Origin of the sequence: Phocaeicola sp. HCN-40430 (genome assembly GCF_037890285.1) — a bacterium.
Lineage (GTDB): Bacteria > Bacteroidota > Bacteroidia > Bacteroidales > Bacteroidaceae > Phocaeicola > Phocaeicola acetigenes.
Genome location: NZ_JBBKBS010000034.1, coordinates 1 through 16273, shown reverse-complemented (window position 1 = coordinate 16273; position 16273 = coordinate 1). Strand labels below are relative to the sequence as shown.

Genomic DNA, 16273 nt, shown 5'->3' with positions numbered 1-16273 from the left:
ATTTGAAAAACTGTCTTAAAGGGAATATTTAAATAAGGTTGTTTCAACAATCTTTTCAACCTTTTGCCTTGGTAATTTGTTAGAATAGCGATATATTTGCAATATTGCATAAGCAACTAAACATTAAAGCTAAATTGGCAATGAAAAGATTTACAAGCTTCCTACTCCTATCTCTGTTCACCGTAGGTACATATGCCCAACGGATACTTAATCTGGACAGTTGCCGAGCCCTAGCTCTTACAAACAATAAAGAATTGCGGATCGGCCAAGAAAAAATAAATGCTGCACACTATCAACGTAAAGCGGCATTTACCAATTATTTGCCCAAGATTGATGTAATGGGCACATACATGCATACACAAAAGGAAATTTCCTTACTGAGTGACGATCAAAAACAATCCATCAGCCACATTGGGACCTCTACTTCTGCTGCCTTAAAAGAAATGGCAGCCAATAATCCTATATTATCCACATTACTCCCGGCACTTCAACCATTGGAAGGAGGTTTGAACAGTATGGGGCAAGGCCTGGTTGATGCACTTCGCACAGATACAAGAAATCTATATGCAGGTACAGCTACCCTTACCCAACCACTCTTTATGGGAGGTAAAATCATAGCGTATAATAAAATCACCAAATATGCCGAACAACTTGCCCGCTCACAACATGCCACAGGCATGCAAGAGGTCATTCTGAATACAGACCAAGCCTATTGGCAAGTGATTTCACTCACCAACAAGAAAAAACTGGCAGAAAGTTTTCTTAAGTTGGTGCAAAAGCTGGATGAAGATGTAGACAAAATGGTAGCCGAAGGGGTAGCCACCAAAGCCGACGGTCTTAGTGTGAAAGTAAAAGTCAATGAGGCAGAAATGACACTTACCCAGGTAGATAATGGATTAAGTTTATCAAAAATGTTACTTTGTCAGCTATGCGGTCTACCTTTAGACACTGATTTGCAACTGGCCGACCAGGATATGGAAAATTTAGCCTTGCCTGCGACCTATACAGAAAGCAATATCGATTTAGCATTGGCCAACCGTGAAGAATTGAAAAGTCTGGAGTTAGCCAGCAAAATCTATCAGCAGAAAGTTAACATTGCCCGTTCGGAATTTCTTCCTACAATAGGTTTGACAGCCAACTATCTCGTCAGCAATCCCTCTTTACTCAATGGATTTGAAAACAAATTCAGAGGCATGTGGGGAGTTGGAGTTGTAGTTAAAATTCCAATATTCCACTGGGGAGAAGGCATTTACAAAGTTAAGGCAGCTAAAGCAGAAGCCAACATTGCCCGATATCAGCTTGAAGACGTGAAAGAAAAAGTAGAATTACAAGTTACCCAAAGTTCTTACAAGGTTAACGAAGCTGCTAAAAAACTGGCCATGGCCGAAAAGAACATGGAAAAAGCAGAAGAAAATCTACGATATGCAACTTTAGGCTTCAAGGAAGGAGTAATACCAACCAGCAATGTACTGGAAGCACAAACAGCATGGCTTTCTGCGCAATCTGGTAAAATTGATGCACAGATAGACTTAAAAATGAGTGAGATTTACTTAAACAAATCAATGGGAACATTAAAATAAAAACAATATGGCTGAAAAAACTCAACGCAGCAACATAATGCTGGCATTTTTTACATTAGCAGCAGTAATCATACTTGTTAGCATCATCGGATTTCTGACTTTAGGTAAAGGCACAGAAATCATACAAGGACAAGCAGAAGCAACAGAATACCGTGTTTCAAGCAAAGTACCTGGACGTATTCTGAAATTTTTGGTCAGCGAAGGAGATAATGTACGTGCCGGAGATACTTTGGCGATTCTTGAAGCGCCCGATGTATTAGCTAAATTGACACAGGCACAGGCAGCCGAACAGGCAGCTATTGCATTAAACGAAAAAGCAGAACGAGGTACACGTGCCGAGCAGTTACAGGCAGCCTACGAAATGTGGCAAAAAGCAAAAGCCGGACTTGAAATTGCAGAAAAATCATACAACCGTGTCAACCGATTGTTCGAAAGTGGAGTCATGTCTGCACAGAAACGAGATGAAGCCAAGGCTCAATATGATGCAATGGTAGCTACAGAACGGGCAGCCAAAGCACAATATACCATGGCCAAAAACGGTGCACAAAGAGAAGACAAAGCAATGGCTGCCGCTCAGGTAGAGCGCGCCAAAGGAGCAGTTGCAGAAGTTTCCTCTTATATTGAAGAAACCGTTTTGATAGCCTCTGCCGATGGAGAAGTAACTGAAATATTCCCTAAAGTAGGAGAATTGGTTGGAACAGGTGCCCCCATCATGAATGTAGCACAGCTTAATGACATGTGGGTTACATTCAATGTCCGTGAAGATTTCCTGAAAGACTTTACCGTAGGCGGAGAAATCAAAGCCTACATCCCGGCTTTGGAAAAAGAAGCAACATTCAAAGTTACCTATATGAAAGATTTAGGTACATACGCTGCCTGGAAAGCAACCAAAACTACCGGACAATTCGATTTGAAGACTTTTGAAGTAAAAGCCAAACCAGTACAAGCTGTAGAAAACCTGCGTCCGGGTATGTCGGCTATTATAGAAAAATAAATAGAATTATATGGCTATAACCATTCATAAACGTATACTTTTGATTGCAAAGCGTGAAGTTTTCCGCATTGCAAGCAAGCCCATGTACCTCTTCTGCATGGTGATAGCACCGATATTTTGTTATCTGTTCTTCACCACACTGATGGGAAAAGGTCTGCCGACCAATCTGCCGGCAGGAGTAGTCGATCTAGATAACACCGCTACAACCCGAAACATCATACGGAATCTTGATGCGTTCCAACAGACAGAAATCGTTGCGCATTATGCAAGTTTCGAAGAAGCTCGTAAGGCTGTACAGCGAGGAGAAATCTACTCGTTTTACTACATCCCTAAAGGAACCACAGAGGAAGCATTGTCCAGCAGACAACCTAAGGTTTCTTTTTACATCAACTATTCGTATCTGATAGCCGGTTCATTAGCCTATAAAGACCAGCGAACCATGTCGGAACTGGCGGGAGCTGCAATTGGACAAGCAACCTTATTGGCACGCGGAGCTACAGAAAATCAGGCAATTGCTTTTCTTCAGCCCATTGTAATCGATACTCATGCCCTAAATAATCCGTGGCTTAACTATTCTGTATATTTGTGCAACACGTTACTGCCGGGAGTGTTGATGCTACTTATTTTCTTAACCACAACTTATACATTAGGAGTGGAAATAAAAGAAAACACAGCCAATCAACTAATGAAAATGGCCGATAATTCAATTGTCACTGCTGTAGTTGGAAAGTTATTGCCACAGACGATTATATTTTTTATTTCGGTCAGTTTCTATAATGCCTATCTGTACGGTTTCCTGCACTATCCCTGCCACAGCGGTATTCTTCCCATGCTCCTTGCCGGATTGCTGATGGTATTAGCCTCACAAGCCGTGGGAGTCTTCTTTTTCGGTTTGTTTGGAAGTATGCGCCTTGCTCTCAGCGCATCCTCTCTATGGGGAGTATTATCTTTCTCCATTTCCGGATTTTCATTTCCGGTAATGGCAATGCATCCTACTTTACAGGCATTAAGCAACCTGTTTCCACTGCGACATTATTTTCTGATTTATGTCGATCTGGCTTTAAATGGATACCCAATGGTATATGCATGGCATTCTATCGTAGCTCTATTGCTGTTCATGCTTTTACCTTTCTTTGTTCTGAAAAAGCTGCGCACAGCCATGTTGCATTATGTCTATATCCCCTAAAATTTATATTTCATGAAGAATCATTCTCTACTACATACCATCAGAGAAGGCCTTGCCGGACTATTTCATATCTGTCGGGAGGAACTGAAAAATACCATCAAAGATCAGGGAGTCTTGATTTTCTTTCTTCTGGTTCCGATAGCTTATCCACTGGTATATGCTTTCATCTATACTAACGAAGTAGTACGTGAAGTACCTGCAGCCGTTGTCGATACAGACCGCTCGGCACAGAGCCGTGAGTTTTTACGTAAAGTAGATGCCACAGCCGACGTACATATCGTATCATACTGTGCCGACATGGAGGAAGCCAAGCAATTACTGAAAAACGGAAAAGTATACGGAGTAATTTATATTCCTGAAAGCTTTAGTCATGATCTTGCAAAAGGAATCCAGACCCATGTAAGTTTATATTGCGACATGAGTGGTATGCTCTATTACAAAGCTTTGTTAGTAGCTTCCACCGATGTATCTCTACACATGGGAAAAGAAATACAGATACAACGTTTAGGAAACACTACTGACAGACAAGATGAAATCAGCACTACCCCCATAGCCTATCAGGAAGTTTCTCTGTTTAATACGCAAAACGGCTTTGCCAGTTTTCTGATTCCGGCTGTACTGATTCTCATCATACAGCAGACCCTGTTGTTGGGCGTCGGGTTATCTGCCGGAACTGCCCGCGAAAAGAACAGCTTCCGTCATCTTGTTCCGCTCAACAGAGAATACCGGGGAACCTTACGTATTGTATTAGGAAAATCGATAGCCTACCTGCTGGTTTATGCAGTAGTTTCGGCCTATATATTGTGTGCAGTACCCTATATGTTCAGCCTCATCCAACTGGCAGAACCTGCTACCCTACTGACATTCACACTGCCGTACGTATTGGCATGTATCTTCTTTGCCATGACTTGCTCCGTATTCATACATCACCGCGAATCGTGCATGATGATTTATGTATTCACCTCTGTTCCTCTCCTCTTTATTTCAGGAATATCGTGGCCCGGAGCCGCCATTCCTAAATTTTGGGAAATCATTTCATGGATTTTCCCTTCTACCTTCGGTATCAGAGGATTTGTAGGCATCAATTCCATGGGAGCCACTTTACAAGAAATTCAGTCAGATTATTTCGCCTTATGGATACAAACCGGTGTCTATTTCATTACTGCCTGCATTGTATACCGCCGGCAGATACTCTTAAGCCGGCATAAAGCCCTGGCAAGACTACAACAATACCGGAAACGTAAAAAATAAGACCTTAGCCAGACATAAGCTCTCTTATGTCTGGCTTTTATTTTTATTAACAAATGAGTCTTAGTAAATAAGAAGGAATAGCGTAGCTTTGCAATAAATATTATGCAACAATCTATGAGACTATCTATACTCCTGTTTTTTATCTGTAGTGTTACCTTATTACAAGCCATACCAGCTCCCAGCAAAAAGACCAGCTTCCGCATAACGATACTCAAGTCGAGTGGAGAACCCCAGCCCGGCGTTGTATTGAAAATAAAAAACAAGACTTTGGAATACAGAGGAAATGCAGAAGGAGTTATCTCTTTCGAATATGATGTGAATTCCAGTTTTTATCGCACGGCAGAATTATACCTTCCTACTGACATGGAGACAATCCAGTCTTCTTTCTTACTGACTGAAGCCGTAGCCGACACAACACTGTACATAGACAGTCCGGAAGAAATTGCAGCATTACAGCAGGCAGGTACAACTTTTCCTATAGAAGGTCTGATAAGTACAGCCAATGGAGAACCTCTTACCGGAGCAACTGTCAGCATACAGGGCACAGGACGCACTGTACAAAGTGACGAAATAGGCCTTTTTCACATCGAAGCAGATTACAACCATCCTATTGTGATTCGCGCCAAAGGAATGGAAACCCTTTCATTGGAGATTACCCGTTTTCTGCAGTTTGGTGAAGAACCTCTTCCTATCGTCATGCCTAAAAAAGGCTCCGACCGCATCTATCGAAGTGTAGAGCAAATGCCGCGTTTTCCGGGAGGCATGAAGGCAATGAGAAACTACATCAACCGAAATCTGCAATATCCCAAACAAGCCCAAAATGCAGGTATTGAAGGAGTAGTCGGGGTACAATTCATTGTAGAGAAAAACGGAGAAATTACTGATCCGATTATTGTACGCCATTTAAACGATGAACTGGACGAAGCAGCTTTACATCTGATACGTACCATGCCCCGATGGATTGCCGGGAAAGATCATGGCACCCCCGTACGATGCAAGTATTCTATTCCCATCCAGTTTAAACTACCTAAAAAAGAACCTGTTGTAGCTGGTTCTACAGGCGTAGATAAAACTCAAAAAACAACTTCCAGCCAAGAAGTTGCAAAAGAGATATTACCTGTAGCTTTGCAAAAAGCGCTTCCCATCAATCTGCTGCCTGATTTGAATATTGAATGGACAGAATATTTCCGCCCCCAAGCTATTGAACTGTCCTGGCCGCATGCACTCAAGTCGAAAAAAGGAAAGCGCCGCCGCTGATCAAAGTGATACAGAAGATTAATCAGTTCGAATACAACCACATAAAGTATTTATTCCTATACTGATTTGTAACCGACGACGTCGGCTCTATATTTAACGGCATCGATTATAAAAACAACGACGTCGATTGTAGAGCCGACGTCGTCGGTTATACTACATATCCAGTAAAAAACTTTATCTCAAACTGTAATTTATACGACTTAAACAAGCGTTTTTTTCAACAAAATACCGACATTTGCAACAAACAGATATGAATTACCGATATGTTACGTAAAATCAGAATCGCGTTTGCAGTCGTATTTTTTACCCTCATCACCCTACTGTTCCTCGACTTTACAGGAAGTATCCATACGTGGTTCGGGTGGATGGCAAAAATTCAGTTTTTACCTGCCTTACTGGCTTTGAATATTGGAGTTGTCGTTCTCCTGATAGCACTGACCCTCGCAGTAGGACGCATCTATTGCTCCGTTATTTGCCCGTTGGGTGTACTCCAGGACATCATCTCATGGAGCAGTGGAAAACGGAAAAAGAAAAAATACCGTTTCACTTACTCAACCGAGAAAAAACTACTCCGGTATGGTGTACTGATTCTCTTTATCATTGCTTTAATAGGAGGTATCGGCTCACTGACGGCTTTACTTGCTCCATACAGTTCTTACGGCCGTATCGCACAAAACCTCTTTGCTCCTTTGTACGGATGGGGAAATAATTTTCTGGCCTATCTGGCCGAACGGGCAGACAGTTACGCTTTCTACCGTACAGAAGTCTGGCTCAAAAGTCTTCCTACTTTCTGTATAGCTCTTGCTACATTAATCATATTGATAATCCTGGCATGGCGCAACGGAAGAACTTACTGCAATACCATCTGCCCGGTAGGCACCTTATTGGGCATATTATCCCGATATTCACTCTTCCGTCCGGTTATACACACCGAGAAATGTAACTCATGCACGCTTTGCTCACGCAAATGTAAAGCCTCTTGTATCGATTCCAAAGCACACCATATCGACTACAGCCGGTGCGTGGCTTGCATGGATTGTATAGATGTGTGCAAGCATGGAGCCATCCGTTTTCAGTATCGCTTCAAGAAAACAGTTCCACAGCAGTCTAAAGAAACACTCAAGGGACAACCGGCTGATCAGGCACGCAGACAGTTCCTCTCCGTTACAGCCGGACTGGCAGCTGCGGCTACTCTTAAGGCACAAGAGAAAAAAGTTGACGGTGGGCTGGCTGTCATCGAAGATAAGAAAATACCCGAACGCAAGACAAGAATCGTACCTCCGGGAGCACTCAGTATCCGTCATTTTGCCCAACACTGTACTGCCTGCCAGTTGTGTGTATCGGTCTGCCCCAATGAAGTACTCCGTCCTTCTAGCGGGCTGCTCACACTGATGCAGCCGGAAATGAGCTACGAACGAGGATATTGCCGTCCGGAATGTACCCGTTGCGCAGATGTTTGCCCCGCCGGAGCCATACGCCCTATCAGCAAAGCTGACAAATCATCTACACAAATCGGACACGCGGTATGGATTAAGAAAAACTGCATACCTCTGACCGACGGAGTAGAATGTGGAAACTGTGCCCGTCACTGCCCTGCAGGAGCTATACAGATGGTACCATCAGATGCAGCGAATCCTCAGTCGCTTAAAATTCCGGTAGTCAATACCGAACGCTGCATAGGATGTGGAGCCTGTGAAAATCTGTGTCCGGCACGCCCGTTCAGTGCCATTTATGTAGAAGGGCATGAAATACACCGGACTCTATAAGCGCAACCGAAAAACTGGAATGAAAAACTTAATGGTTTGATATATGACAAACAAAAAACACATATCCCGACGAGACTTCTTTAAGCTGACCGGAGCAGCCGGAATGGCAATTGCCGGATGGACGGCATGCAGCCGTTCTGCACAGCAAGCAGCATCCGGTGAAACGACAAAAGAAATCCCAACCGATCAGATGACTTACCGAACCCATCCGAAAACGGGAGAAAAGGTTTCTATTTTAGGATATGGATGCATGCGCTGGCCTACCATAAAGAGAGAGAACTCCAAAGAGGGAGAAGAAGAAATTGATCAGGAAGCAGTCAACCAGCTGGTCGACTATGCCATTGCTCATGGAGTCAACTATTTTGATACGTCTCCTGCCTATTGCAAAGGTCAGTCGGAACGTGCTACCGGTATCGCACTGCACAAGCATCCGCGAAACAAGTATTTCATCGCAACAAAGTTATCGAACTTTGCTCCTTCCACCTGGAGCAGAGAAGCTTCTCTGGAGATGTATCATAACTCATTCAAAGAACTGCAAGTAGACTATATAGACTATATGCTGCTGCATGCAGTGGGAATGGGCGGAGGAATGGAAGAGTTCGAAGCACGGTATATAAAGAATGGTATGCTCGATTTCCTGGTAGAAGAACGAAAAGCCGGACGCATCCGTAACTTGGGTTTCTCTTACCATGGCGATATCAGAGTATTCGACTATCTGCTGTCTCAGCACGACAAATATCAGTGGGATTTTGTACAAATACAGATGAATTACCTCGACTGGGAGCATGCCAAGGAAATCAATCCACGCAATACCAATGCCGAGTATCTGTATGGAGAACTGGCCAAACGGAATATTCCTGCCATTATTATGGAACCTCTGCTGGGAGGCCGTCTGTCGAAAGTACACGACCATATTGTGGCACGCCTCAAACAGCGGGAACCAGAACGGAGTGTAGCTTCATGGGCCTTCCGCTTTGTCGGTACTTTCCCCAATGTACTGACAGTATTGAGTGGAATGACTTTTATGGAACATTTACAGGACAATTTACGAAGCTATTGTCCATTACAGCCTCTTACACAGGAAGAAACACAGTTTCTGTATGATACAGCCGACTTGATGATGCAATATCCTACCATCCCGTGTAACGACTGTAAGTATTGTATGCCATGTCCGTACGGAATCGACATCCCTTCTATTCTGCTACATTACAACAAATGTGTCAACGAAGGAAATGTTCCCGAAAATGCACAGGCAGAAAACTACCGGAAGGCACGCAGGGCTTTCCTCATCGGATACGACCGTAGCGTTCCCCGTCTCCGGCAAGCCAATCACTGCATCGGTTGCAAACAGTGTATTTCCCACTGCCCGCAAAGTATAGACATTCCTAAAGAGCTGCACCGTATTGATGCCTTTGTAGAAGACTTGAAACAAAATAAACTCTGAAACAATGAAAGAAATTATTGATTTACTGCATACGCAAAAATGCTCGTGTGTAATAGCGGGAGCATCAGGAGAAATAAGAAGCTTTCATCAGCGAGGAGTAGCCGACCTGTATACTCTGCTCTGTCAGGAGCCTCAACTTCTGCACGGAGCCTCTGTGGCCGACAAGGTAGTGGGAAAAGCAGCTGCAGCATTAATGGTCAAAGGACAAATCAAGGAACTGTATACAGATACCATCAGTACTCCGGCATTAAAGTTGCTGCAGGCAGCCCATATTCCGGTAGAATATACACAAGCAGTACCTTATATCCGCAACCGCGACAATACCGGCTGGTGCCCGCTGGAAACACGCTGCTACGAAGAAGATTCCATCGATATCCTGTTTACCATTATCGACCGGTTTATTAAAAGCAAAATCTAACAAATTCATTCATAGAAATGGAAACAACTGTAAAACTATACACACTCTCTTACAAACAGAGCAAAACTTATCTTACAGCCGCTCTGTTTGTATTGGGCAACATCATATTGCCTCAGCTCTTTCATCTGATTCCACAAGGAGGAGTTACATGGCTCCCTATTTACTTTTTTACCTTAATAGGAGCCTACAAATACGGATGGCAGGTAGGAATACTGACAGCCTTTCTGTCTCCACTTGTCAATTCATTTTTCTTCGGTATGCCTGCCCCCGCAGTATTACCGGCTATTTTACTGAAGTCCATTCTACTGGCCACAGGGGCAGGATTTGTAGCCGGATATTTCAAAAAAGTATCTTTGGAACTACTTGTTCTAATTGTTGCTTTTTATCAGATATTCGGCACTTTGGGAGAATGGATGATGCAAGGCGATTTTTATCTGGCTATTCAGGATTTCCGTATAGGCATTCCCGGTATGCTGCTTCAGATAATTGGAGGTTATTTGTTTATTACTCACTTTATACGTAAATAATTATGTTTGGACTTGGTACTCAAGAATTATTATTCATCATACTCCTTATTTTATTATTCTTTGGTGGTAAAAAAATTCCAGAACTCATGAAAGGTTTGGGAAAAGGTGTACGCAGTTTCAAGGAAGGAATGAAAGAAGTAGAAAAAGATTCCAACAAGACTGATAAGACTGATGACAGCGCATCCAAATAAAATAGAAGAAGAGAACTGCATACAGCCCGAAGGGATGTCTTTTTGGGAGCATCTGGACGAACTGAGAGCATCGTTGATAAAAATCATTATTGCCACAATTGCATGTAGCATCATTGCCTTTTTATTCAAAGATGAAGTATTCTCCATTATCCTTGCTCCCAAAAACGATCATTTTATTACCTACCGGTTGCTGAACATGATTAACCGGTGGGCCACAGGAATGGACTCTACGGGATTTTCCGTCAGTTTAATTAACACCGGCCTGGCCGAGCAGTTTATCATCCATATGAAAACTTCTCTCTACACCGGAGTGTTGCTTTCTTCTCCTTACATATTATACATCTTATTCCACTTTATCTCCCCAGCCTTATACAGTCATGAACGAAAGTATTCGGTTCGGGTAGCAGGAGGTGGCTATATCATGTTCATGGCAGGTGCCTTGCTGAACTACTTTCTTATTTTTCCCCTTACTTTCCGCTTTTTGGGTACTTATCAAGTCAGTACGGAAGTAACCAACATGATTTCCCTGCAATCGTATATGGATACTTTACTAATGATGAGCCTGTGGATGGGAATTCTGTTCGAACTTCCCGTAATATGCTGGTTAATGGGAAAATTGGGAGTGCTCTCCGCTTCTTTCATGCGACGTTTCCGGAAGCACTCCATTATTGTCATTCTCATTATCGCTGCCATCATTACTCCTACATCCGATGTGTTTACACTTACACTGGTCAGTTTCCCTATTTGGATTTTGTATGAGGCAAGTATCTGGATTGTAGCCAAAGTACATCCCGACTCACAGAAATAACCGTTCTCAGGCAACCATAAAAAGTGAAGGACAAGTATATTTTTTCCAACAGCCTACATTTATTTGAATCTAACGGAAGATTACCTGCTGTTATTTATACAAATTATCTAACTTTGCGTTGAAACCATAAACGAGTAACAATGAAAAAACTTTTTGTACTTTTTTATCTGTTGGCTTGCATTCTGACAGGAGCGCAGGCACAGCAACATGTTACGCTGAAAGATGTAGCACAAGGTACTTACCGTGCAAAAAATATCTATGGCATTAAACCCATGCTGGACGGCGAACATTATACCCAAATAAGCAGTGACGGAAAACGAATCGTGAAATATTCGTTCAAAACAGGAAAAGAAGTAGATACTGTATTCGATGTAACTACTGCACGCAACTGTACATTCAAATCGTTTGACGACTATATTCTTTCGCCCGACGAAAAACGGATTCTGATACAGACAGAAACCCAGCCAATTTACCGCCGCTCGTTTACTGCGGTATATTATATTTTCGATGTAAGAAACAACAAGGTGACTCCTCTTTCCGATAAAGGAGCACAGCAGGTTCCTCTGTTCTCGCCCGACGGAAACCAGATTGCCTTTGTGAGAAACAACAATATTTTTCTGGTCAAACTGCTGTTTGGAAACAGTGAGTCGCAAGTAACCAAAGACGGAGAATATAACAAAGTACTGAACGGTATCCCCGACTGGGTATACGAAGAGGAGTTCGGATTCAATCGTGCCTTCGACTTCAGTGCCGACAGTCGTATGATTGCTTATATCCGCTTCGACGAGAGTCAGGTTCCACAATTTTCATTCCCTTTGTACAAAGGAGCTTTTCCTTCGAACGAAGAATATGCAAGCTATCCGGGAGCATACAGATATAAATATCCCAAAGCAGGGGAAGTAAACTCGAAAGTAACTGTACATACATTCGATATCAAGAGTCGTGTAACCCGCCAGATGGACCTTCCGCTCGATACAGATGGATACATTCCACGTATCAAGTTTACTTCCGACCCGGAAAAACTGGCTATCATGACTCTGAACCGCCATCAGAACCGTTTCGACCTTTATATGGCTAATCCCCGCAGTTCACTTTGCAAGCTTGCCATCCGCGATGAAGCAGAACAATATATCAAGGAACAGGCTTATTCCGACATCGCTTTCTATCCGGAACATATCGTAATGATGAGTGAAAGAGACGGTTACAATCATCTGTATTTATATACCATTGCCGGCAATCTGGTAAAACAGATTACCAAAGGACAGTTTGAGGTGAAATCGTTCTTGGGATGGGACCAAAACAACAATATCTTTTATTATAGCAGCAATGAAGAGAGCCCACTCCGTAGTGCCGTGTATAAAATCGATGCAAAAGGGAAAAAGACCAAACTGTCTTCACGTACAGGAACTAATGAGGCTATTTTCAGTACCAATCAGAAATACTACATCAACAAGTATTCAGGTATAAAGACCCCAACTCTGATTACCATCAACGACAACAAAGGAAAAGAATTGACTACTTTGCTGGACAATGCAGAACTGAAAGCTAAAGTCAGCAGTCTGAATATGCCAAGTAAGGAATTCTTTAGCTTCAAGACTTCGGAAGGTGTGGAACTGAACGGATGGATTATGAAACCACACAATTTTGATGCAAACAAGAAATATCCGGTCATCATGCACCAGTACAGCGGACCAGGCTCTCAGCAGGTACTCGACCGCTGGAACATCGGCAGTATGGGTGATGGAGGTATGTTTGAAGCATATATGTGCGACAAAGGATACATCATGGTATGTGTAGACGGACGTGGAACAGGCGGACGTGGTGCGGCTTTCGAAAAATGTACTTATCTGTACTTAGGAGTAAAAGAGGCACAAGACCAAGTGGAAACCGCCCGCTATCTGGGTACACTCCCCTATGTAGACGGTAAACGTATCGGTATTTGGGGATGGAGCTTTGGAGGTTACACCACACTGATGTCTATGAGTGAAGGTTCTGCAGCCTTTAAAGCGGGAGTAGCCATTGCAGCCCCCAGCGACTGGAGATTTTATGATACCATATATACCGAACGTTTTATGCGTACACCGAAAGAAAACGGAGAAGGATATAACGCCGGTTCCGCTATCTTAAGAGCACCGCAAATGCAAGGAAAACTGTTGCTGATTCATGGTACAGCCGACGACAACGTACACTACCAGAATTGTGCCGAATATAGTGAAGCACTGGTACAGGCAGGTATCCAATTTGATATGCAGGTATATACCAACCGTAATCACGGCATATTCGGAGGAAATACCCGCAACCATCTGATGAACCGTGTAGCAAACTTCTTTATCAATAACCTTTAATAAAAAGTTCTTGGGCCTCCGGACACTGAAAAGCATCATTCACTTTTCAAGCCGAAAGCCCAAGAATTTTACTTTTAATCCTATGGAACACGTAAAAAAACCTGAATGGCTGAAAATAAAAATCGGTACTAATCAGCGATACACCGATACAAAGCGTATTGTAGATACACATCGGCTACATACGATATGTAGTAGTGGGAGATGCCCCAATTTAGGTGAATGCTGGGGAAAAGGAACTGCCACCTTTATGATTGGAGGAGCAATATGTACCCGTGCATGCAAATTCTGCAATACTCAAAGCGGAAAGCCGCTTCCACTCGACGCAGAAGAGCCTATGCGAGTCGCCGAATCCATCCGCTTGATGAAACTCAATCATGCAGTAATCACATCTGTAGACCGGGACGACCTGGAAGATCTGGGTGCTTCACACTGGGCTGCTACTATACGGGCAATCCGTGAGTTAAACCCTCAAACAACACTGGAAACACTGATTCCTGATTTCCAAGGAAGAGGAGAACTTATCCAGATGGTTACTGATACTCATCCGGACATCATTTCACACAATATGGAAACTGTCAGACGAATTACTCCACTGGTACGTAGCGCAGCTACTTACGACAGAAGTCTGTCTGTGATCCAACAGATAGCGGATAGTGGTATCACGGCCAAATCGGGTATTATGGTGGGATTGGGAGAGACACCCGAAGAAGTGGAACAGACAATGGATGATTTACTGCAGCATGGATGTAGTATACTGACCATCGGACAGTATCTTCAACCTACCCGCAAACACTTTTCGGTAGCAGCATACATTACACCGGAACAATTTACACACTATAAAATTATTGGAGAAAAAAAGGGATTTACAACGGTGGAAAGCGGACCACTGGTACGGTCTTCTTATCATGCCGAAAAGCATCTGCCCAACCATTGAACAAATTGGGTTTTTCCGTTGTTGAAAAAATAAAACCCCTATAAGATGAAGCTATTGTTGAAATATAAGGATCAAATTGTATCGCTCGGATTATTACCTCTCATTGCAACACTGATTGCACTTCATTTTCTGCCTTCTGTTGCTGTATTAGGAGGAGGGTTATTGCTAAGCCTCATCGTCTTGTTCTATTACATCATCCGACTGAAAGAATTGAACTTCTTTCTTTTGCTCGGAACCATCGGCATAGGTACGTGCTATATAGTACGCCAATTTACCGATTATCAACTTCTTCCCAAAGGAGGAATTACTCCTACGCTTGAATTTATTTTACTTATTTTCGCCTTTATCCACATTACGGCTCCTGAAATTTACAAAAGTTTCCAACGGTGGCTGAAGTTGAAAGGTTGTTTTTCCTACCTGCTTGAAGCCAAAACAATTGTCATTCTATCCAGCCTCCATCTGCTGATTTTAGGCATTACTGTTTATTATCACAAATCTTTATCGGATGAGACTTATTTCTTCCTAGTCAATATCATACCGGTATCCATTTATATCATTTGCCTGATTATTAATATCGTAGGGATATGTATTGCATTACAGGACAATTTCCGTTATACAATTATACGAATTGCTCCTCTCTGTCACAATAAAATTTACCTGACCAAGCGAAAATATACGGGTTGCTGTTCTTCTACTTCTACAGTTCTCTGGGATTTACCGGTAGAAAATAATTTCGAAGGATCAACTAACCGAAACGACAAATATGCCCGTAAGATAGCAAAGAAATATTGGAACATAAAAGAAACTCCTCGGGCTATTTTACATTATAAATCCAGTTTAAACTGTTCGTGTGAACAATATATTCATCTTTATATTCTTCCGATTGACAACGAAACCAAGATACACTCTTCGGAAGGCAGATTCTTTTCCTTTGAAGAAATTGAGGCGAACAAAGACAAGTTCAGTCCAACCCTTCTGCATGAGTTTTCCCATCTGCAACTGGCTGCTCATATGTGGAATGAATATTTTGACGATTAAACAAAAAAACAACACAATATGATACGAAAAGTACAAACCGAAGATGCTGAAGCTATTGCAGCAATTTATAATCATTACATCGCACAAACTACTATTACATTTGAAACGGAACCGGTTTCTACAGAAGAAATGAAAAGGCGTATTCTATCTATCAGTCGTAATTATCCGTATTGGATATACGAAGAGAAAGGAGAAATAGCCGGATATTGTTATGCTCACCAATGGAAAGAAAAAGAGGCTTACCAATGTACTGCAGAAACTACGATATATATTAAACCAGAATATACTGGTAAAGGAATAGGGAAAAAACTGATGCTACATCTGATAAACTCTTGCCGGGAACGTAACTTGCATACGCTTATAGCTTGCATTACTTATCCTAATGAGCCCAGCATGCGTTTGCATGAGCAATTAGGTTTCTGCCTGGTTTCACACTTTCACGAAGTAGGTAGAAAATTTGACCAATGGCTGGATGTATGCGATTATGAACTACATCTATAAAAACTCTTTTATAAAGAACGAAGATAAAAATTA

The 16273-nt window shown here is 42.4% G+C and carries 15 protein-coding genes; all 15 read left to right on the top strand.

Annotation, left to right across the window (positions count from 1 at the left end; translation table 11 throughout):
- The first annotated feature begins 140 nt into the window (after window positions 1–140).
- Window positions 141–1580, top strand: a complete 1440-nt coding sequence (locus WKU26_RS11940) for a TolC family protein (protein ID WP_340322186.1) — start codon at window positions 141–143, stop codon at window positions 1578–1580.
- 7 nt (window positions 1581–1587) lie between these two features.
- Window positions 1588–2574 (top strand): efflux RND transporter periplasmic adaptor subunit, encoded by a 987-nt coding sequence (locus WKU26_RS11935; RefSeq protein WP_178266275.1) that lies wholly within the window; start codon window positions 1588–1590, stop codon window positions 2572–2574.
- A 10-nt stretch (window positions 2575–2584) separates the two neighbouring features.
- The gene (locus WKU26_RS11930) at window positions 2585–3760 is read left to right on the top strand and encodes an ABC transporter permease (protein ID WP_178266274.1); all 1176 of its coding nucleotides are present in this window, start codon (window positions 2585–2587) and stop codon (window positions 3758–3760) included.
- A 12-nt stretch (window positions 3761–3772) separates the two neighbouring features.
- Window positions 3773–5011 carry an ABC transporter permease gene (locus WKU26_RS11925; RefSeq protein WP_340322185.1) on the top strand — a complete coding sequence of 413 codons (1239 nt, stop codon included), beginning with the start codon at window positions 3773–3775 and terminating at the stop codon, window positions 5009–5011.
- 114 nt (window positions 5012–5125) lie between these two features.
- Window positions 5126–6268: a TonB family protein gene (locus WKU26_RS11920; protein WP_340322184.1), complete on the top strand. Its 1143-nt coding sequence runs from the start codon at window positions 5126–5128 to the stop codon at window positions 6266–6268.
- Between the two features lie 263 nt (window positions 6269–6531).
- Window positions 6532–8034, top strand: coding sequence for a 4Fe-4S binding protein (locus tag WKU26_RS11915; protein WP_340322183.1), 1503 nt, complete (start codon window positions 6532–6534; stop codon window positions 8032–8034).
- A gap of 43 nt (window positions 8035–8077) precedes the next feature.
- Window positions 8078–9478 carry an aldo/keto reductase gene (locus tag WKU26_RS11910; RefSeq protein WP_340322181.1) on the top strand — a complete coding sequence of 467 codons (1401 nt, stop codon included), beginning with the start codon at window positions 8078–8080 and terminating at the stop codon, window positions 9476–9478.
- 4 nt (window positions 9479–9482) lie between these two features.
- The gene (locus tag WKU26_RS11905) at window positions 9483–9896 is read left to right on the top strand and encodes a DUF1893 domain-containing protein (RefSeq protein WP_340322180.1); all 414 of its coding nucleotides are present in this window, start codon (window positions 9483–9485) and stop codon (window positions 9894–9896) included.
- A gap of 17 nt (window positions 9897–9913) precedes the next feature.
- Window positions 9914–10423, top strand: a complete 510-nt coding sequence (locus tag WKU26_RS11900) for an ECF transporter S component (protein WP_340322179.1) — start codon at window positions 9914–9916, stop codon at window positions 10421–10423.
- Between the two features lie 2 nt (window positions 10424–10425).
- Complete coding sequence (locus WKU26_RS11895; RefSeq protein ID WP_340322178.1) at window positions 10426–10614, top strand: Sec-independent protein translocase subunit TatA/TatB; 189 nt, start codon at window positions 10426–10428, stop codon at window positions 10612–10614.
- Window positions 10595–11422 (top strand): twin-arginine translocase subunit TatC, encoded by an 828-nt coding sequence (tatC, locus tag WKU26_RS11890; protein WP_340322177.1) that lies wholly within the window; start codon window positions 10595–10597, stop codon window positions 11420–11422. The genes WKU26_RS11895 and tatC overlap by 20 nt, the downstream gene beginning before the upstream one ends.
- A gap of 140 nt (window positions 11423–11562) precedes the next feature.
- Complete coding sequence (locus WKU26_RS11885; protein WP_340322176.1) at window positions 11563–13767, top strand: S9 family peptidase; 2205 nt, start codon at window positions 11563–11565, stop codon at window positions 13765–13767.
- 82 nt (window positions 13768–13849) lie between these two features.
- On the top strand, window positions 13850–14701 hold the full coding sequence (lipA, locus tag WKU26_RS11880; protein ID WP_340322175.1) for a lipoyl synthase: 852 nt from the start codon (window positions 13850–13852) through the stop codon (window positions 14699–14701).
- A gap of 45 nt (window positions 14702–14746) precedes the next feature.
- Complete coding sequence (locus WKU26_RS11875) at window positions 14747–15739, top strand: hypothetical protein (RefSeq protein ID WP_340322174.1); 993 nt, start codon at window positions 14747–14749, stop codon at window positions 15737–15739.
- Window positions 15740–15757: 18 nt separating this feature from the next.
- A complete protein-coding gene (locus tag WKU26_RS11870) occupies window positions 15758–16240 on the top strand; it encodes a GNAT family N-acetyltransferase (protein WP_340322173.1) in 483 nt (160 codons plus the stop codon).
- Window positions 16241–16273 lie beyond the last annotated feature (33 nt).